Consider the following 18440-nt stretch of genomic DNA (forward strand, 5'->3'; position numbering starts at 1 on the left):
CGCGGGTCAGCCGTTGCGGGGGCGGCCGAAGCAATTGACCGGGACCCGGTTCGCGGGGTCGAGCGCGTTGAGAATGTGTTGTGCGGCAACAGCATCGCCGCCGACGCCCGCGTGTTCGACCAGGGTGAGCGGGCACTGGTCCTGCAGGACGATATTGGTGACGTTCGGGGCGATCGGCCCCATGCCGCTGGTGTGCGGGACCACCACCTGATCCCAGCGGGTCATGATGAAGGTGTAGTCGATCGCGGCCGGGTAGGCGTCGCCGGAGTTGACCTGTTCGAGGTATTCCGACCCGGTCGTCATCTGCAGGCTGGCGCCGAAACCGAAAGCCTGCGAACGCAATTCGAGGTCGTCCCACACGCCCAGCGCCTTCAACGCGATCGCGAGCAAGCCTTGCCCACCGGCTTGGGTGCCGTGATTGAGCGGGGTCAGGTTCACCGACTTGGCGACCTTGTCCGCTCCGCCGCCGAACTTGATGTACCAGCGCGGCATCACGGTGCCCTGCGAGTGTCCGACAAGGTCGACCTTTTGCGCCCCGGTGGCGGCCAGCACGCGATCCACGAACGGCGCGAGCTCGTTGATCGAGGATTCCCGCATGGTCTTCGTGCCAGGGATCAGGTTCAACGGCGCCGGTGCGGCGGGGTCGAAGCCGTAGTTCAGGGCGAACACGCAGTAGCCGTTGTTGGCCAGCAGCGGCGACATGGTCTGCCAGTTGCCCGCCATGGTGGCGGTGATGCCGTTCACCAGCACCACCGGTTCCGGATGTTCCGCGCTGGGGCGGCAGTTCCAGTCGTTGGCGCCGGGTGGGGAGGATTCCCGGTCGAGGTAGTTGGCGACGGCCGGAACCAGCCCGTAGGGGACGGGGTAGTGCGGTGCGGCGTGCGCGGTGGCGGGGGTGCCCGCGGCGGCGAGGCCGGTCAGCGTCGCGGCGAGGACCAGGCGTTTCAGGGGGCCGAGGTGGCGGATTCGGGGCAGGGAAGACATGTGCGCTCCTAGAACATCGTTGTACTGCGACAAGTTCTAGCACAGCTTTACTAGCCGTTAAGCTGAAACGGATGATTCTCTGCGGATATCGGTCACCTGATTGACACAGACTGGATTTTGATGGAACGTCAAGAGACATTCGTTCCAGTTCAGAGAGTGAACATCGACCATGCAATTGGCACTGACCGGCGACGAGATCGCCTTCCGCAACCATCTGCGGAGCCTGTATCGCAGCGAGATCCCGCCCGAAATCCGCGACGGTGTGCGCGAAGGCCGCGAGCTCAGCCGCGAAGCGCTGATCACCACCCAGCGCATCCTCAACGCCCACGACCTCGCCGTGCCGAACTGGCCGCTGCAGTGGGGTGGCAGGGACTGGACGCCGATCCAGCGTCACCTGTGGCACGACGAGATGGCGCTGGCGTCGGTGCCCGAACCGTTGACGTTCAACGTCGACATGATCGGCCCGGTCATCGCGCGCTTCGGCACCGAGGAGCAGAAGGCCCGATTCCTGCCTGCGACGGCCAACCTCGATATCTGGTGGTGCCAAGGGTTTTCCGAGCCCGAGGCCGGCTCGGACCTGGCGTCGCTGCGCACCACCGCCACGCGCGACGGCGACACCTATGTGGTGACCGGGCAGAAGATCTGGACCAGCGCGGCCCAGTACGCGGACTGGATGTTCTGCCTGGTGCGCACCGATCCCGGCGCGGCCAAAAAGCAGGCGGGGATCTCGCTGTTGTTGATCCCGATGGACTCACCCGGTGTGACCGTGCGGCCGATCGAGCTCATCGGTGGCAGCCGCGAGGTCAACGAGGTGTTCCTCGACGAGGTGCGAGTGCCGGCCGAACAGCTTGTGGGACAGGAGAATCAGGGCTGGACCTATGCGAAGTTCCTGCTCGGCAACGAACGCACCGGCATGGCCGCGGTGGGCCGCACCAAGGTCGCGCTGTCCACGATCAAAGCGCGCGCCAAGCACACCCGAACCGGCGAGGGCACGCTGCTGGACGACCCGCTGTTCGCCGCCCGACTGGCCGAACTCGAAAACGAGGCACTAGCACTGGAATTGGTGCAGATCGGGGCGACGGCCGCGGTGAAGGCGCCCACCTCGTCGGTGCTGAAACTGCGCGGCAGCGAACTGCAGCAGGCCGCCACCGAACTGATGATGGAGGTCGCGGGCCCCGGCGCCCTGCACACCGACATCGACCAGTGGGCCGGCCGCAGCACCGCCGCCTACCTCAACTGTCGCAAGACATCCATCTACGGGGGATCGACGCAGGTGCAGCGCAGCATCATCGCCTCGACGATTCTCGGATTGTGAACTCATGAACTTCGAACCGACCGCGGAACAAACGATGTTGCGCGACACCGTGAACAACGTCCTGGCCGACCAGACACTGGGAAACACCACCGACCTGTGGTCCACCTTCGCCGACTTAGGACTGCTCGGACTGACCATTCCCGAGGCCGACGGCGGTCAGGGGGCGGGTCCGATCGAGGCGATGATCGTGATGACCGAACTGGGTGCAAGTCCCGCGCGGGTGCCGGTGTTGGAGTGCGCGTACCTGCCGGGGAGCTTGCTGGTCGAGGCGGCCAGTCCCGCGCAACGGCGTGAACTGCTACCGAAGGTCGCGACGGGGGATCTTCGGCTGGCGTTCGCGCACGAGGAACCGCGGTCGCGCTGGCCGTTGCGCACGCCGAGCACATCGGCTGTGCGACAGGGTGATTCGTGGCGGATCACGGGGCATAAGTCGCCGGTTCTGTTCGGTGATGTCGCGGATCTGCTCGTGGTCAGTGCGACCGGGCCCGACGGGATCGGCCTGTTTCTGGTCGACCCGGCCGACGCCGAGGTGCGTGGCAGAGCGACGCATGATGGTGGTCGCGTGGCGGACATCGTGTTCGAACATGCTGTGGCGCAACCGCTTGCGTCGCGCCGGGTCGAGGACGCGATCGAAGCCGCTCACGTCGGGGCGCAGGCCGCGTTGTGCGCTGAAGCGGTCGGTGCGATGACCGAGTCTTTGCGGAGCACTGCCGAATATCTGTGTACCCGAAAGCAATTCGGGGCACCGCTGCGGTCGTTCCAGTCGCTGACGCACCGCGCGGCCGACATGTATATCGCGGTCACGTTGGCGCGCGGCATGTCCGTGTACGCGTCGACGGCGTTGGCCGACGGGATGATCGATCAGACGGTGGCCTCTCGCGCGAAACTGCGGGTGGGCCGGTCGGCGCGCTTCGTCGGGCAGGAGGCGGTCCAGCTGCACGGCGGCATCGGGATGACCACGGAGTTTCCGATCTCGCGCTATTTCGCGCGGCTCACCGCCATCGACCAGACGCTAGGCAATTGTGAGGATCACCTGCGTTATCTGACCGACCGGGTCGCCGAGTACGACATGGTCGACCTGTGATGGGCGCCGATCGGCCGGTGGTGCGGGTCAGCGGTGGCACGGTGCGTGGGCGGACCGTCGACGGCGTGAGTGCGTTTCTCGGCGTGCCCTATGCGGCACCACCGGTGGGCGCGGCGCGGTTCCGTGCTCCCGAACCCGCGGTGGGCTGGGACGGAATCCGGGATGCGGACACCGTGGGCGCCACGTGCCTGCAGGGTCCGTACACGCCCGGAATCGACCAGATTCTCGGCAACAACCTGGTGTCGGGCAGTGAATCGCTGAACGTGAACGTGTGGACACCCGACCTCGGTGCTGCCGGTTTGCCGGTGATGGTGTGGATTCACGGTGGTGCCTTCGCGCACGGCTCCAACGCGGTGCCCGCCTATGACGGTTCAGCGTTCGCCCGTGACGGGGTGGTGCTCGTGTCGATCAATTATCGGTTGGGTGCTGCGGGTTTCGCGGTGCTCGAGGGGGCGCCGGACAACCGTGGGCTGCTCGATCAGCTGTTCGCATTGGCCTGGGTGCGCGACAATGTGCGCGCGTTCGGTGGTGATCCCGACCGGGTCACGATCTTCGGCCAGTCCGCGGGGGCGATGAGTGTCGCCTCGTTGATGGGTTCGCCTGCGGCGCAAGGGCTGTTCGCTCGCGCGATCATGCAGAGCGGCAACCCCGCAGTGGCGGCAACGGTCGACGACGCCCGTTTGCTCAGTGGCGAACTCGCCAAGGTGCTCGGCGTGGCCGCCACCGCGGAAGCCTTTGCGGCAGTGGCACCTTCGACGCTGCTGGCCGCGCAAGAGGCGGTGCGCGCGGACTTCGCCGGTGACCCGAACCCGGCCCGCTGGGGTCTGTCGGTTTTGACCGCGGGTGCGGGCATGAGCTTCTTCCCGGTCGTGGACGGCGTCATGCTTCCCACGGTGCCGGTGGAGGCGATCGCGGCTGGATCCGCGCGGGGGATCCCGTTGCTCGCCGGCTACACCGCCGAGGAGTTCCGGCTGTTCACCGTGCCGACCGGGCTCGGTGACGTGATCACCGAACTGGCGCTGCCGTTCGCGCTGGCCCGTTTCGGGATCTCCGCCTCGGCGATCGCACCGTATGCCGCCAACCGCCCGACAGCCACCCCCGGCGACCTGCTCGCAGTCATGGTCTCCGACGCCGTATTCCGCGGCCCGACAACAGAACTCGCGCAGCTGCAAGCTGCCGTGGATACTCCCGCCTACCTCTACGAATTCGCGTGGCGGCGAGAACATCTGGGTGCGATGCACGCGCTCGAGATCCCCTTCGTGTTCGACACCCTGGCCGAAGCCACCAGCCTCACCGGTCCGAACCCGCCGCAACGCCTCGCCGACGACATGCACCGTGCCTGGGTCGCATTCGCCACCACCGGTGACCCCGGCTGGCCCTGTTACGCCGAAAACCAGCAGGTGATGACGTTCGACGAGCCACACTCGGAGCTGGTCGACAATCCGCGCGCCGATGAGCGCGCGAGCCGCCGACCATGACGACAGGACCCACACATGGCTAACCTCTTCGACCCCGTCCGCCGACACGCGGACACCCACCCCGACTCGGTGGCGCTGCGCGGTGAAAGCGATACCCCCGGTGAGGTGACCGCCTGGACGTATCACCAATTGCGTTCGGCCAGTGTCAATTACGCCGCCATCCTGGTGGAGTCCGGCATTGCGGTCGGTGATCGGGTGTTGCTCGTGGCACCGTCGGTTCCCGAGTTCGTGGTCGCCTACCTGGGCATTCAGGTGGCCGGTGCGGTGGTCGTGCCCGTGAACACCATGTCGACTCAGCACGAAATCGACTATGTGCTCGAGGATGCGGGGTGCGTGCTCGTGATCGCTTGGCACACACTGGAACCCGCTGCCTCCGCCGCCGCACAGGCGCGCGGCGTGCCGGTGCGGACGTTGCGTCCCGGCGCGGACTCCGGTCCCGCATCCACCGAGATCCGCGACCGCGACCTCGATGACACCGCGGCGATCCTCTACACCTCCGGCACCACCGGCCGTCCCAAAGGCGCGCAGCTCACCGTGTCAAACCTGTTGTCGGCCGGAGAGATCGGCGTCGCGTGCAGTCGGGCCACGCGCGCGGACCGCACCGGCACCGCACTGCCGCTGTTCCACGTGTTCGGCCAAGCGTCGGTGATGATGACCACCTTCACCGCCGGTGGCTCGCTGTCGTTGCTGTCGCGATTCGACCCCGCGGCCATGATCGCGATGTTGCGTCGCGACCAGCTCACCGTCATGGCCGGTGTCCCGACCATGTGGAATGCGATGTTGCACAGCGCATCCGACGCCGACCCCACGGATTTCGCCCAACTGCGCATCGCCATCTCCGGCGGCGCGTGCCTGCCGGCCGCGGTCATCGAACAGTTCGAAGCCCGCTTCGGCTGCACCATCCTCGAGGGCTACGGCCTCACCGAAACCACGGCCTTCGGCACCTTCAACGACCTCGACCGCACCCCGAAGGTCGGATCCGTCGGCGGCGCAACGCCCTTCACCCAAATCCAGGTTCGCGACGACACCGGCCACCCGTGCGCACCGACGGAAATCGGCGAGATCTACATCCGCGGCGAAACGGTGATGAAAGGCTATTGGCAACGTCCCTCCGACACCGCAGCCGTCCTCGCCGACGACGGCTGGTTCCGCACCGGCGACCTGGGCACCACCGACACCGACGGCGACCTGTACATCGTGGACCGGCTCAAAGACCTGATCATCCGCGGCGGCTACAACGTCTACCCCAGCGAAGTCGAACAGGTCCTGTTCGCCCACCCCGACATCATCGAGGTAGCCGTGATCGGCGTCCCCGACGACCACTACGGCGAAGAAGTAGCCGCCATCATCGTCCGCCACCCCCGATCTCCCCTGACCGCCGACGACATTTCCACGTGGTCCCGCGCCCGCCTGTCCGCCTACAAAACCCCCCGCATCATCGAATTCGTCGACGCCCTCCCCAAAGGCGCCACCGGCAAAATCCTCAAACGCGCCATCGTCCGCGAACCGCTCCGCCGAACTTCGACCAAGGAACAACCATGCACGCCATGAATTCCGTGCCCAACGACCCATGGGAGGCATGATGGAGCCGCCACTTCCTGGTTTCGCCGTGCATGACCGAACGAGCCCGTTCTTGGAGTTGATCGGCCCCCTGTGGTCGCGGGAGGGCGAGCACGGACTCGAGTTCGCGCTGACCATCGATGACCGCCATGTGAACGGGCGTGGACTGGCCCACGGAGGTGTGCTCGCGGGCCTCGCCGACGTCGCTCTCGGCTACGCCAGCGCCTCGTCTGTGCAGCCGCCTGCCCAGTTGATCACCGCGAACCTCACCGTCGACTTCGTCGGGGTGGCCACGCGCGGTGATGTCGTGGTCAGTACCACCGATGTGCAGAAGGTCGGGGGCCGCTTGGCTTTCGCCAATTGCTATTTGTCGGTGGCGGACAAACGCATCGTGCGGGCCAGCGCCGTTTTCGCGAATGTGGGCAACTGTTGAACTCCGAACAAGGAACAGCTATGCACGCCATGAATTCCGTGCCCAGTGTGCTCGGCGATATCGCCATCAGTGAGCTGGGTACCACGTTGATGCACGAACATTTGTTCATTCTCAGTCCCGACAGTCGGATCAATTGGGTCCGGGATTGGGATGAACGCCAGCAGATCGCCAACGCGGTCAGTCGGTTGCAACGGTTGCGGGCCAGTGGAGTTCGTACGATCGTCGATCCGACGGTGGACGGTCTCGGCCGCGACATCCACCGCATCATCACCGTGGCCGAGCAGGTCCCCGACCTCAACATCTTGGTCGCCACCGGGGTCTATACCTACGGAGATGTGCCGTCCTACTTCACGTTTCGTGGCCCGAACCAGTTCGGAGACCTGCCCGAACCCATGGTCGAGTTCTTCGTCCGCGATATCCGGGAAGGCATCCAGGGCACCGACGTCAAAGCGTGCCTGCTCAAGTGTGCGATCGACCAGCACGGCATGACTCCCGGCGTCGAGCGGGTGCTGCGGGCGGTGGCGGCGGGCGGTGGCGGCGGCGCATCACGAAACCGGCACGCCGATCATGGTGCACACCCACCCCGGCGCCCACACCGCACTCGACGTGCAGCGGGTCCTCGACAGCGAGGGTGTGGCGCCTGCTGCCGTGCAACTGGCCCACTGCGGCGACACCACCGACCTCGATCACCTCAGCGCACTGGCCGAGGCCGGGTACCTGCTCGGCATGGACCGGTTCGGTGTCGATGTGATCGTGGGTTTCGATGAACGCGTGGACACCGTCGCGCAGCTGTGTCGGCGCGGGTACGCCGCCAGCATGGTGCTGTCGCAGGATGCCGCCTGCCACACCGACTGGATCGCTCCCGAACTGCTGGAAATGCTGCCCAACTGGCACTACCAGCACGTCCTCGACGACGTCGTCCCGGCGCTGGAACAGCACGGCGTGGACCACAGTGATATCACCGCCATGCTGGTCGACAACCCGCGGCGATGGTTCGAACGGGTGTCGGGGAATTCCTGACGGTTCGATGAACGTTTTCGTCTGTAACCGGGGCTTCAAGCTCCGGTCATTCCGGCGCGAGAGGCTGGCGGCGCGTCGGCGATATCGCGGTCGGGCAGTCGGAGCGGAGGTCGCCGAGGATGGAGATCAGTCGGCGGCGTCTGTTGCTCGCGGGTGGGGCCGGGGTTGTGCTCACCGCGTTCGCTCAGCCGACGCGGGCGGGGTCGATCACAAGGGACGTTTCGGCGGGTCCGTTGGAGTGTGCGAAGCGTGCTGAGCTGGCGGAGCGGGCGATCGTGGCGCGGCATGTTCGGTCGCTGTGGGGATTGCCGCAGCGGGAGCTCGGGGCGCTGGTGTGGCCTGCGGATCTGGTGGAGCGGTCGTTCGGGCGGTGGTGTTACTGGTGGCAGGCGCAGCTGCTGGACTGTGCGGTGGACGCCGCGCATCGCGAACGCACCCCTGCTCGGGTCGACCGGGTTGTCGCGTTGGCGCGTGGTATTCGCACCCGCAATATCACCGGGTGGACCAACCGGTACTACGACGACATGGGGTGGCTGGCCATCGCGTTGGACCGTGCCGATCGGCTGTTGGGCGTTCGCTTCGACAACGCCATCGGGGAGCTGCGGGCAGACCTGGTCGACGGGTGGAATCCCGACGTCGGTGCCGTGCCGTGGCGCGAGGGTGACAACTACTTCAACACTCCCGCGATCGGTCCGACCGGTATTGCGTTGGCTCGCCTCGGCGAGGTTTCGATGGCGGGGCAGCTCGCCGAATTCCTGCATAACCGACTGCGCAACAACGACAATGGGCTGATCTACGACGGTGTCCACGAGCCCGGCGGCAGCGTGGATCGGACCGTGCACACCTACTGCCAGGGAGTGGCCATCGGACTCGAAACCGAATTGGCCGCGCGCACAGGCGATCTCATGCACCGACGTCGAGTCGAAGCGCTAGTCGCTGCGGCCGGAACCGGGCTCACCAACGCTGGTGTGATCATCGCGGCCGCTGACGACGACTCCGGCCTGTTCATGGGAATCCTCGCCCGCTACCTCGCCGAAGCCGCACTGTCACTGAACAATTCGACCGCCGCCCACATCGTGCACACCTGCGCGCGCGCCGCCTGGTCCAACCGCGCCGAGGTAGACGGCCTGCCCCTGTTCGGCGCGGACTGGAACCGCGAAGTCACCGCCCACTCGGGCACCTTCCTTCACCTCGCCGACGAACCCACCGCCGCAGCGGCGAACGTCAGCCGCGACCTCTCAGTCCAGCTGAGCGCCTGGATGCTCCTGGAAGCCGACCACCGCCTCACCGCCGCCGGCATGTGACCCCCATTCGCCGACAATTCGCCGCCACCTAACTGGACCAGTGATCACCACGCTCTCAGCGTGGCCAAATCGGACATTGACCACGCTGGGAGCGTGGTGATCTTGAAACGCGTGGTCGGGGTCACCATTGGGTGGGCTATTGCATCGCGGGGGGTGGGGGTAGGGAATACTTCGGTGGTGAACTCGAGTGACCAGGCAGCGCCTGATGCAGTGGCCGTGATCAGTACGGTGATCGGTACCCAGGCATGCTCGGGGGTGGGGTCGTTTCGGTTCTGGTTTGCTGACAGCCGGTGGGAGTGGTCCGATGAGCTCGCGGCCATTTACGGGTACGAGCCGGGGGAGGTCGAGCCGACTACCGAGTTGCTGCTGTCGCACAAGCACCCCGATGACCTGGAGGACCTGGGTTCGGCGGTGACCGCCGCGATCAATGCCGGTGCCCCGGTCTGTGGTCGGCATCGGATCGTGGATGCCGCGGGTGAGACGCACGAGGTGTTCATCGTCGGCGATCATCTTGTCGATGACGACGGCCAGGTGATCGGGACCACGGGCCACTACATCGACGTCACCGACCGGCTCGAGGAAGAGCGCCAAGATGTACTCGACGAGACCGTGCCCGAACTTGTCGAGGCGCGCGCGGAGATCGAGCAGGCGAAAGGCGCGCTGATTCTTATGTATGGGATCAGTGCCGAGCAGGCGTTCAAGGTGCTGCGGTGGCGTTCGCAGGAAACCAATATCAAGTTGCGTGAGGTCGCGGCGCAGATCGTCGAAGACGTGAGGTCGCTGAATCCGCACCTGCCCGGTTGTCGAACCCGTTTCGATCACCTGCTGCTGACAGTTCATCAGCGTCGACGCCAATCCTGAGACAGCTCAGGGCATTTCGACGGTTTCGGCTCGGGCGATTTCGTTGATCGCGCGCTGAATGGGTTGGCGAGGCGGGGTCTTGCTCAGGTCGGCGAGGTATTCGATCAGCAGCACTGCCGCAGGCTGCGGGTTCGTGCGGGAAGTCTCCGGCTCGTCGGGATCGTCGATCCCGAGCGCCCCGGTCAGCACGCTGACCACTGCTGTCGCGTCGAGACTGGAATGCCAACCCGCCGCGCGCCGCACCACCGCTTCCAACACCGCCCGCACATCGTCGCCGGTGAGCCCGTCCGGATGCGCGGTCTCGAGCAACTCGCGCACGATCGCCGCCAGCACCGCCATGACCTGATCGGCCGGCAGTTCCGCCAGATCCGCGGTCGCGGCGACGAATCCGGGCTCGTCGGCGGCGTGCGCGGCGGTCACCGCGACGTCGACCGAGGTCGCGATCGCGGCAGCGGATGAAGGCCAGTCGTTCGGCCACATAGTGCGGTCTCCTCGCGTCGGTATGCCCACCGACACCAGCCTATCCAGGCGCCTACTGGCTCGGTTCGGGCAGTTGGCATTCGGAGACCTTCGGGTTCACCCCGAGGTAGTTGAGCGGGCCCGCCAGTACCGTGAGCCCGATCGTGCCCAGGTCACCGCAGTTGGTGGGGGTGTTGGTGAAATAGTCGCGCTGCATCGCCGCGATCAGGCCCGCGCCGAACCACACGAGCATCAGTACCGACAGCAGGAACTTGGCGGTCTGGTGGGTGGGGGTGCCGCGGATCTCCCGTACTTCGCGAATCTGCCGATCTCGTCGATTCCGTCCACCGCGCATCGTCATCGCACCCTTCCCACCGACAAGTGTCACGCTGATACACCTTGTGATCAGCGCCTACTGGGCGGGCGCCGCCACGACACGCGAAGAACTGCGATATCAACAGTGCAGGTCGGCGGCGTCGCAGTCAATGGGTGACGCTGTGAGCGGGGCGTTCAGGCGGCGGGAACCGGCTGTTCGTCGACGGTTTGCGCACGCAGCCCGCTCAGCAACTTGGTGAGTTTGCGCGACACGCTCATCTGGGACACACCGAGGCGCTGCGCGATCTCGCCCTGCGACAAGGTGTCGTAGAACCGCCAGATCAGCAACTGCTGGTCGTCGGGGGACAATTGCGACAGCAGCGGCGCGACGGTGATGGTGTCTTCGGTGAGCTGGTATCGGGGGTCCTCGGCGCCGAAGGAATCGGCGATGGTCATGCCGGGTTCGCCGTCGCTGTCGCGCGCGGGGGTGTCGAGGCTGCGGGTGTGGAAAGCGTTGGCCGCGACCAGGGTTCGGGTGATGTCGGTGACGGTCACGTCGAGTTCGGCGGCCAGTTCGTGCGCGGTGGGGGAGCGGTGCAGGCGACGGCTGAGGTCATCGGTGGCCACCCGTACTTTGCTCTGCAGCTCCTTCTCGCGGCGCGGCACGTGCACGGGCCAGATGTGGTCGCGGAAATGCCTGCGGACCTCGCCCATGATCGTGGGCACGGCGAAGCCTAGAAACGGTGACCCGGTGGTCACGTCGTAGCGGTCGACGGCCATGACCATGCCCAGTCGCGCGGTCTGCAGCAGGTCGTCGAAAGCCTCGCCGCGACCGGCGTATTTGCGGGCGATGTGCTCGGCAAGCGGCAGGCACAGTTCGATGATGTCGGCCCGCACGGCGTCGTGCTCGGGGCTGCGGGGATCGGTGAGTGAGAGGTGTACGAACAGGGGTTCGGCGTGTTCGTAGGTCCTTTTGTCGGTGTTTCGGGACATGTGCTGCACTCCTGGTGAACTAGAGCTCGTTCGGGCCCAGCATGGTGAGAATGGTCAGCATCGCGGCGGCCAGGCCTGCGGCGCCCAGGATCGCTACGGGCAGCGATCCGGTCAGTGCTGTCAGTCCGACCAGGAAGAACACGCAGGTGCCCAACATGATGGTGGTGCTGGTCAGATCCATGCTCGGCGTACTCGTTGTCCGATTACGTGAGGCGGTCATGTAAGTAGAGTTCACCGCGGTGAGGGTTATTAAACCGTTATTGGTCGACAGGGGTTGACGTGGGCGAGTTCCACAGCAGTTTGCGATCGTGTGAACGGACGTATCCGTGCAGGTGGGAGCGGTATATTCGCCCACTCGGGGTGAATGGGCGAATGTAACGCACGTCATTGCGATGTTTAACCGGGCGATGATTGGGAATTATCGGCTCGGGAATTCATTACGTTTCGTCAATTCGTGGAACGTACCCGCAGGTCCCTGGCGAGGTGGTCGCGCTGCTCGATCACCAGGCGCCGCAGGGCATTCGGGGCGTCGGAGTTGGCCGCGAGCCACTCGTCCACGCCCGCAAGCGAATCCGCGGCAGGGAACAGTCCCACGACGATGCGGCGGGCGATCTCGATGCTGCGCTGCTCCCAGATCGAGCGCAGGACCGCGAAGTACTCGGTGTCGTAGCCCGCGATCAGGTCGCGGTGGTGGCCGGCGCGGAATCCGTCGATGGTGGCGTCGAGGTGGTCGTTGGTCAGGGTGGTGTCGCTCAGCGCCGAATCCCACGCCGCGGCTTTGACTTCCGCTACTGGTCGCGCCGCGAGTGCTCGACGGTGCGCGGTGGCACCCGAGGCCGTGTCGTCTCGTTCGAGTTCGGCGTCGAGCTCGGTGGCCGTGGCTTCGCCGGTGGCCGACAGTGCCGTCCACAGCGACCAGCGCAGGTCGGGGTCCATGGCCAGACCCTCGGGGGCGCGATCGAGCAGCATCGTGCGGATGTCGGCGGCACGGCGGCCGTCGACCGAGGCGGCTGCTGCTGTCGCACGCGCCCACGCCAGTTGCGCGCCCGAACCCGGTTCAGCGGAAAGCATTGCCGCCCAGCAGGATTCGAGCCAGTCCGCGCGCCACGTGTCCTGCGCCTTCTCGGGCAGATAGTGGCCGATGGTGAACGACGCGTTGGCCAGCACCGCGGTCAGCAGCGCCATGTTCGTTTCGGTGGGCGCGAAATCGCGGGCCATGGATAGGTAGCGGTGTGCGGCGAGTTCGCCGTCGCGGGTGGCGTTCCACAGCGCCGACCAGATCAGTCCGCGCGCCAGCGGGTCGGTGACACGGTTCAGTGAATGTTCCACGGTGGCAAGCGAATCCGGGTCGAGGCGAACCTTGGCGTAGGTGAGGTCGCCGTCGTTGAGCAGGCGCAGCGGTGCGGGGGCGAGGGTGACCGGGGTGCGTGCGTCGACGATGTCGAGCTCCACGCGGTCGCGCCGAACCAGGTCGCCCGCGGCGTCGAAGTCGTAGAGCCCCACGGCGAGTCGGTGCGGGCGCGGGTCGGTCTGCACGATCTCGCCGTCTTCCAGGGTCAGCGTGGACACCCCGGTGGTCTGCAACCAGGACTGCGCCCAACCCGCCAGATCGCGGCCGGACTCCGCCGACAGCTCGGTCAGCAGGTCGGCCAGGGTCGTATTGCCGAACGCGTGCGAGCGGAAGTATCGGCGCACCCCGGCGAAGAACTCGTCGCGGCCCACATAGGCGACCAGCTGTTTGAGTACGCTGGCACCCTTGGCGTAGGTGATGCCGTCGAAGTTGAGTTTGGCGGCCTCGAGATCGGTGATGTCGGCGACGATCGGGTGCGTGGTCGGCAACTGATCCTGCAGGTACGCCCAGGCTTTGCGCCGATTCGCGAACGCCACCCAGGCGTCGGACCACTGCGTGGCCTCGGCACTGGCCAGCGCGCCCATGTAGTCGGCGAAGGATTCCTTGAGCCACAGGTCGTCCCACCACACCATGGTGACCAGGTCGCCGAACCACATGTGCGCCATCTCGTGCAGGATCGTGTTCGCTCGACCCTCGTACTGTGCGGCGGTGGCGGCACCACGGAACACGTACGCCTCGGTGAACGTGACCAGTCCAGGGTTTTCCATCGCGCCGAGGTTGTATTCGGGCACGAAGACCTGGTCGTACTTGCCCCACGGGTACGGGTAGTCGAAGTGTTCGGCGAAGAAGTCCAGCCCCTGCAACGTCTCCTCGAAGATGGTGTCGGAGTCCAGGTACTTCGCCAGCGACGCGCGGCAGTAGACCCCGAGCGGAATGGTGAGTTCACCACGCGCCCACAGGGATTCGACCCGGTGATACGGACCGGCGGCTACCGCAGTGATATAGGTCGAGATCGGCAACGTAGGCGAGAACACGACGTCCTGAACCACCCCGTTGTCCTGAATCGCCGCGTACGGCCGATTCGACATCACCTCCCACCCCGAAGGCGCACGCACCGCAAACGTGAACGGCGCCTTCATATCCGGCTGTTCGAAGCACGCGAAAACCCGTCGCGCATCAGCGGGCTCGTACTGCGTGTACAGATACGTCTGCCCATCCACCGGATCGACGAACCGATGCAACCCCTCACCCGACCGGCTGTACGCACCCGTACCCCGAACAACCACCACATTCGCCGCGTCCAACCCACCCAGGGCAATCCGAGCCCCGTCGTACACGACCGCGACATCGGTCCCGTTCACCGTCACCGACTCCACCGACATCCCGATGAAATCCAGCCACGTTTCCTCGACCGTGGCATCGAACGCAACAGTGGTAGTCGTGGCAAACCCCGCCCGATCAGGATCAGGGGCTTGCGACAGATCGAGCTCGACACGGTAGTCATGGACAGTGACCGCCGCGGATCGCGCGGCGGTCTCGGTACGGGTCAGGTTCGCGGTATTCACACCGCTGATCCTGCCAGCCGGTCCGGGATCACGGTCACGTTGTTCGCGAGGTTGCGCGGACCTGTCCGTCGAGATTACGTGCGCAGCTCGGTCTGTGATCTGAATCATGTTCTCGTGCTTGCGGAGTGGGTCGCCGGGCGAGTAGTTAGTGTTGTTATCGAGCTGATTGCTCGAAGGGGGTGAGCTGGATTGGCGACGAGGGCGCCCTCTCCCTGGCGGTCGCGGAGATTCCGATATTTCGCAGCGGGCAATCTGCTGAACAACATCGGCGAAACGATGTATGCGTTCGCCCTTCCGCTTCTCGTCCTCAGCATCTCGGGATCGTTGACTCAGATGGCGGCCCTCATCGCCGTCTCGCCGATAATCTTCGCAGCGGCGAGTCCGATACTCGGCCATATAGTCGATAAGTGGGGCTCCAAAGTCTTGGTCGTGCCCGGACTGTTGCTGCAGCTGGGAGCCTCGGTCGCGCTCAACATTGTTCTACTGAACGGAGTTTCTGCACTCGGCGTCCTTTTCCTCGCGGAAATCCTGGTGCAGTTCGGCTCCAACTGTTATCGCGCCGGATGGATGGCCGGCGTTCGTGCGATGTTCCCTGACAACGCTGGTCGATCACGTGCGACGCTGACCACACTGTTCCAAATTTCGCTGATGGCGGGCCCTGCTCTCGCCGCTGTGCTCGTCGGATCGCTCGGATTTCCCGGCCTGCTGTGGTTGAACTCGGCAACATTCCTTGCGCCGCTGATCGTTTGGTTCGTCGGTATCAACCCGGCCGCCGCTCAAGCGGTCCACGCGCCGACGCCCTCGTCCGTCGTCGAATCCATGCGCGCTGGTGCTCGCGAGCTGTGGAAAATGGACGGCATCGCCAGAACGACCATGTTCATGATGGTGCCGCTGGCACTCGTATTCTCGCCTGGCACAACCGCTCTGTTCGTATTTGCCGCCACGACCAACGCACACTCGTCGGCGGCACAGGTCGGACTGATGCTCGCCCTGGCAAACGGATTCGGAGTCGCCGCCAGCATAGCCACCTCCGAACTCCCGAAATGGAATATCAGACCCCTCGGTTACCTGTGCATGTCGGGCGTCGCTGCCAGCCTTGCGATGCTGGGTTTCACCTCGTCCGCACTCGCCATGACGGCTCTGATGGCGATCTTCTTCGCGTGCAACAACGCCCTGATCGTGGCCTCGAACCTGACAGTGTTCGAGGAAATTCCACAGCATGCGGCAGGTCGCATCCTCGGATTCTGGCGGCTACTCGTTGGCGTGCCCGGCGCCGTAGCCCCCATTGCCATCGCCGCCGTAGGGGAATCAGTACATCTGGCGGTCATATTCGGAGCACTGGCCACCATCGCACTCACGACGATGCTCGGCGTCGGCGTCTATCACCGCCGAATCGGCGCGGGCATACCGCCGTGAGTTGCGACTGCGGACCAAGATGATTCGAGTAATTCCTATTCCACGGTGACGCTTTTGGCGAGGTTGCGGGGCTTGTCTACGTCGCGGCCCAGGGCCAGGGCGGTGTGGTAGGCCAGGAGTTGGAGGGGGATGGTGAGCAGCATCGGGTCCAATTCTGGTGCGACCCTGGGGACTCGGATTACTTCGTCGGCCACGTTCGCGGGGAGGTCGGCGTTGGTGATGGCGATGACGGGGCCGCCTCTGGCCTTGATCTGTTCGATGGTGCTCAGGTTCTTGGAGAGGAGTTCGTCGTCGGGGACGATGACGACGCTGGGCATTTCGGGGTCGATCAGGGCCAGGGGGCCGTGTTTGAGTTCCGAGGCCTGGTACGCCTCGGCGTGCACGTAGGAGACCTCTTTGAGCTTTTGGGCGCCTTCGCGGGCTACCGGCCAGGCGCGCACGCGGCCGATGAAGAACATGCTGCGGGCCTTGGCGTAGCGGTGGGCGATCTCGGCGATGGCGTCTTCGTCGGTGAGGACCTGGTCGATGGCGTCGGGCAGGGCGCGCAGGCCTTCCACGATGCGGTTGCCGTCGGCGGCGGACAGGTCGCGGACGCGGCCCAGCAGTAGGGCCAGCATGGTGAAGGACACGGTCATGTTGGTCAGTGCCTTGGTGGAGGCGACCGAGATCTCCGGGCCCGCGTGCAGGAACACGCCCGCACCGCACTGGCGGGCGATCGCGCTGCCCACCGCATTGACCGCGCCGATCACCCGGCCGCCCTTGCGCTGCAGTTCCTGCACCGCGGCGAGGGTGTCCAGGGTTTCGCCGGACTGGCTGATCGCCACGTACAGCGCGTCCGGGTCGACGACCGGGTTGCGGTAGCGGAATTCCGAGGCGGGTTCGGCGACGGCGGGGATGCGGGCGAGTTCTTCGACCAGCTGCGCGCCGAGTTGGCCGGCGTAGTAGGCCGAGCCGCAGCCGAGGAACACGACCTTGCTGATGCTGCGCAATTCGCGCGCATCCATGTTCAACCCGCCCAGATGCGCGGTGGCGAAACGGTCGTCGAGGCGACCACGCAAGGCCCGGCGCACGGCGTCGCTCTGCTCGGCGATCTCCTTGCGCATGTAGTCGGGGAACCCGCCCAGCGCATAGTCCTCGGCGACCATGTCGATGGTGGTCGGGGTCTTGTCGGTCCGCTCGTGATCCACCGCCAGTGTGCTGGTACGAAATTCGCCTTCGCGGACCGTGGCGAGTTCGCCGTCGTCGAGGAACACCACGCGCTGGGTGTGGTGCACCAGCGCGGCGACATCGGAGGCCACGAACATCTCACCATCGCCCACGCCGAGCACGATGGGGCTGCCGTTGCGCGCCACCACCAGTTCGGTGGGGCGGCGCGCGTCGAGCACCAGCAGGCCGTAGGTGCCGCGAATCCGGTGCAGCGCAACACGAACGGCGTCTTCGAGGGACTCGGTGCCGTCGAGCTCGCGGGCGATCAGGTGGGCGATAACCTCGGTGTCGGTATCGGAGATCAGCGCGATACCCAGCGCGGTCAGTTCCGACCGCAGCTGCTCGGCGTTCTCGACGATGCCGTTGTGCACCACGGCAATGCGACCGCTGGTGTCGGTGTGCGGGTGCGCGTTGGTGTCGCTGGGCTCACCGTGGGTGGCCCAGCGCGTGTGGGCGATACCGACCGTGCCGCGCAGGGGAGCGGCGTCGAGCTTGTCGCGCAGCTCCTGCACGCGCCCCTTGGTCTTGGACACGCGCAACTTCCCGCGATGCGGCAGAGCCAGACCCGCCGAGTCGTAGCCGCGGTACTCGAGCCGGTGCAGCCCCTCGAGCAGCACGGGAACAGCTTGCCGATGACCGATATAGCCGACGATTCCACACATGGCGTGAACTACCCCTTATCTGTAGACGATCTAGCCGTAGACGATGCGACGCAGTTGCCGTTCGGTGAATGTCGGCGCCGCGACCGGACGCTGCGCGAGCTCGCCGGCCAGCAGCTGCCAGATCTCGGCATTGCGCACCTCGCGGGCCTGCAGCTCGGCGTGCCTGCGCCGCACGAACTGCTCGGCCGTCTCGTCGAAGTAGCCGACGATATCGGCGACCACCCGGGCGGCCACACGTTCCGGCAAACCGGTGGACGCCACTACGTAGCGCACCAGGTCGGTGGGTACCCCGTCATTCACTCGGACGATCATGCCCGGCGCGACCCGGTTCGCCAACATTCCTGCCCGATTTCGGGCACAAAGGTGACCGAAGCGGGATCTTCCGGATGGCGGCGCGCGGTCGGTGCTCATCCCGTTACCGCCTTGTGAAGGTG

General features: G+C 65.8%; 16 protein-coding genes and 1 pseudogene. 9 read left to right on the plus strand and 8 right to left on the minus strand.

The annotated features are described in order from the left end of the window. Nucleotides 1-6 precede the first annotated feature (6 nt). A complete protein-coding gene (locus ACFWU5_RS06920; protein ID WP_379242824.1) occupies nt 7-984 on the minus strand; it encodes an esterase/lipase family protein in 978 nt (325 codons plus the stop codon). A gap of 169 nt (nt 985-1153) precedes the next feature. On the opposite strand from ACFWU5_RS06920, the gene ACFWU5_RS06925 reads away from it, so the two are divergent. The 8 genes and pseudogenes from ACFWU5_RS06925 (at nt 1154) to ACFWU5_RS06960 (ending at nt 10039) form a co-directional block, all read left to right on the plus strand. Further along, nucleotides 1154-2299 carry an acyl-CoA dehydrogenase family protein gene (locus ACFWU5_RS06925; RefSeq protein WP_379242822.1) on the plus strand — a complete coding sequence of 382 codons (1146 nt, stop codon included), beginning with the start codon at nt 1154-1156 and terminating at the stop codon, nt 2297-2299. A 4-nt stretch (nt 2300-2303) separates the two neighbouring features. After that, entirely contained in the window at nt 2304-3383 is a 1080-nt protein-coding gene (locus ACFWU5_RS06930; protein WP_379242820.1) for an acyl-CoA dehydrogenase family protein, read from the plus strand. Next, entirely contained in the window at nt 3383-4861 is a 1479-nt protein-coding gene (locus ACFWU5_RS06935) for a carboxylesterase/lipase family protein (RefSeq protein WP_379242818.1), read from the plus strand. The genes ACFWU5_RS06930 and ACFWU5_RS06935 overlap by 1 nt, the downstream gene beginning before the upstream one ends. A 15-nt stretch (nt 4862-4876) precedes the next feature. Next, entirely contained in the window at nt 4877-6412 is a 1536-nt protein-coding gene (locus ACFWU5_RS06940; RefSeq protein WP_379266395.1) for a class I adenylate-forming enzyme family protein, read from the plus strand. A gap of 58 nt (nt 6413-6470) precedes the next feature. Further along, entirely contained in the window at nt 6471-6854 is a 384-nt protein-coding gene (locus ACFWU5_RS06945) for a PaaI family thioesterase (RefSeq protein WP_379242814.1), read from the plus strand. 29 nt (nt 6855-6883) lie between these two features. Then, nucleotides 6884-7874, plus strand: a pseudogene (locus ACFWU5_RS06950) (phosphotriesterase). Between the two features lie 119 nt (nt 7875-7993). Continuing rightward, nucleotides 7994-9178 (plus strand): glycoside hydrolase family 76 protein, encoded by a 1185-nt coding sequence (locus tag ACFWU5_RS06955; protein WP_379266396.1) that lies wholly within the window; start codon nt 7994-7996, stop codon nt 9176-9178. A gap of 177 nt (nt 9179-9355) precedes the next feature. Continuing rightward, the gene (locus tag ACFWU5_RS06960) at nt 9356-10039 is read left to right on the plus strand and encodes a PAS and ANTAR domain-containing protein (RefSeq protein WP_379266397.1); all 684 of its coding nucleotides are present in this window, start codon (nt 9356-9358) and stop codon (nt 10037-10039) included. A gap of 6 nt (nt 10040-10045) precedes the next feature. Here ACFWU5_RS06960 and ACFWU5_RS06965 read toward each other — a convergent pair whose 3' ends face one another. The 5 genes from ACFWU5_RS06965 to pepN form a co-directional block, all read right to left on the minus strand. Continuing rightward, nucleotides 10046-10519, minus strand: a complete 474-nt coding sequence (locus ACFWU5_RS06965) for a hypothetical protein (RefSeq protein WP_379266398.1) — start codon at nt 10517-10519, stop codon at nt 10046-10048. Nucleotides 10520-10571: 52 nt separating this feature from the next. Then, the gene (locus tag ACFWU5_RS06970) at nt 10572-10751 is read right to left on the minus strand and encodes a hypothetical protein (protein WP_379243315.1); all 180 of its coding nucleotides are present in this window, start codon (nt 10749-10751) and stop codon (nt 10572-10574) included. Between the two features lie 257 nt (nt 10752-11008). Next, nucleotides 11009-11806 carry a SigB/SigF/SigG family RNA polymerase sigma factor gene (locus ACFWU5_RS06975; RefSeq protein WP_379266399.1) on the minus strand — a complete coding sequence of 266 codons (798 nt, stop codon included), beginning with the start codon at nt 11804-11806 and terminating at the stop codon, nt 11009-11011. 19 nt (nt 11807-11825) lie between these two features. Then, on the minus strand, nt 11826-12026 hold the full coding sequence (locus ACFWU5_RS06980; protein ID WP_379242804.1) for a hypothetical protein: 201 nt from the start codon (nt 12024-12026) through the stop codon (nt 11826-11828). A gap of 227 nt (nt 12027-12253) precedes the next feature. Beyond that, nucleotides 12254-14722, minus strand: coding sequence for an aminopeptidase N (pepN, locus tag ACFWU5_RS06985; RefSeq protein ID WP_379266400.1), 2469 nt, complete (start codon nt 14720-14722; stop codon nt 12254-12256). 189 nt (nt 14723-14911) lie between these two features. On the opposite strand from pepN, the gene ACFWU5_RS06990 reads away from it, so the two are divergent. Continuing rightward, on the plus strand, nt 14912-16138 hold the full coding sequence (locus ACFWU5_RS06990; protein WP_379266401.1) for an MFS transporter: 1227 nt from the start codon (nt 14912-14914) through the stop codon (nt 16136-16138). Nucleotides 16139-16173: 35 nt separating this feature from the next. Here ACFWU5_RS06990 and glmS read toward each other — a convergent pair whose 3' ends face one another. Together glmS and ACFWU5_RS07000 are read right to left on the minus strand one after the other, a co-directional pair. Beyond that, nucleotides 16174-18006 (minus strand): glutamine--fructose-6-phosphate transaminase (isomerizing), encoded by a 1833-nt coding sequence (gene glmS, locus ACFWU5_RS06995; RefSeq protein WP_379242798.1) that lies wholly within the window; start codon nt 18004-18006, stop codon nt 16174-16176. Nucleotides 18007-18036: 30 nt separating this feature from the next. After that, nucleotides 18037-18306: a hypothetical protein gene (locus tag ACFWU5_RS07000; RefSeq protein WP_379266402.1), complete on the minus strand. Its 270-nt coding sequence runs from the start codon at nt 18304-18306 to the stop codon at nt 18037-18039. Nucleotides 18307-18440: the final 134 nt, after the last annotated feature.

The organism is Nocardia sp. NPDC058640, from assembly GCF_042716995.1.
Taxonomy (GTDB): Bacteria; Actinomycetota; Actinomycetes; order Mycobacteriales; family Mycobacteriaceae; genus Nocardia.

What these genes read in the sequence shown, in the direction of transcription:
- ACFWU5_RS06920 (WP_379242824.1), bottom strand. Translation starts at nt 984, where the DNA reads ATGTCTTCCCTGCCCCGAATCCGCCACCTCGGCCCCCTGAAACGCCTG.
- ACFWU5_RS06925 (WP_379242822.1), top strand. Translation starts at nt 1,154, where the DNA reads ATGCAATTGGCACTGACCGGCGACGAGATCGCCTTCCGCAACCATCTG.
- ACFWU5_RS06930 (WP_379242820.1), top strand. Translation starts at nt 2,304, where the DNA reads ATGAACTTCGAACCGACCGCGGAACAAACGATGTTGCGCGACACCGTG.
- ACFWU5_RS06935 (WP_379242818.1), top strand. Translation starts at nt 3,383, where the DNA reads ATGGGCGCCGATCGGCCGGTGGTGCGGGTCAGCGGTGGCACGGTGCGT.
- ACFWU5_RS06940 (WP_379266395.1), top strand. Translation starts at nt 4,877, where the DNA reads ATGGCTAACCTCTTCGACCCCGTCCGCCGACACGCGGACACCCACCCC.
- ACFWU5_RS06955 (WP_379266396.1), top strand. Translation starts at nt 7,994, where the DNA reads ATGGAGATCAGTCGGCGGCGTCTGTTGCTCGCGGGTGGGGCCGGGGTT.
- ACFWU5_RS06965 (WP_379266398.1), bottom strand. Translation starts at nt 10,519, where the DNA reads ATGTGGCCGAACGACTGGCCTTCATCCGCTGCCGCGATCGCGACCTCG.
- ACFWU5_RS06970 (WP_379243315.1), bottom strand. Translation starts at nt 10,751, where the DNA reads ATGCTCGTGTGGTTCGGCGCGGGCCTGATCGCGGCGATGCAGCGCGAC.
- ACFWU5_RS06975 (WP_379266399.1), bottom strand. Translation starts at nt 11,806, where the DNA reads ATGTCCCGAAACACCGACAAAAGGACCTACGAACACGCCGAACCCCTG.
- ACFWU5_RS06980 (WP_379242804.1), bottom strand. Translation starts at nt 12,026, where the DNA reads ATGACCGCCTCACGTAATCGGACAACGAGTACGCCGAGCATGGATCTG.
- glmS (WP_379242798.1), bottom strand. Translation starts at nt 18,006, where the DNA reads ATGTGTGGAATCGTCGGCTATATCGGTCATCGGCAAGCTGTTCCCGTG.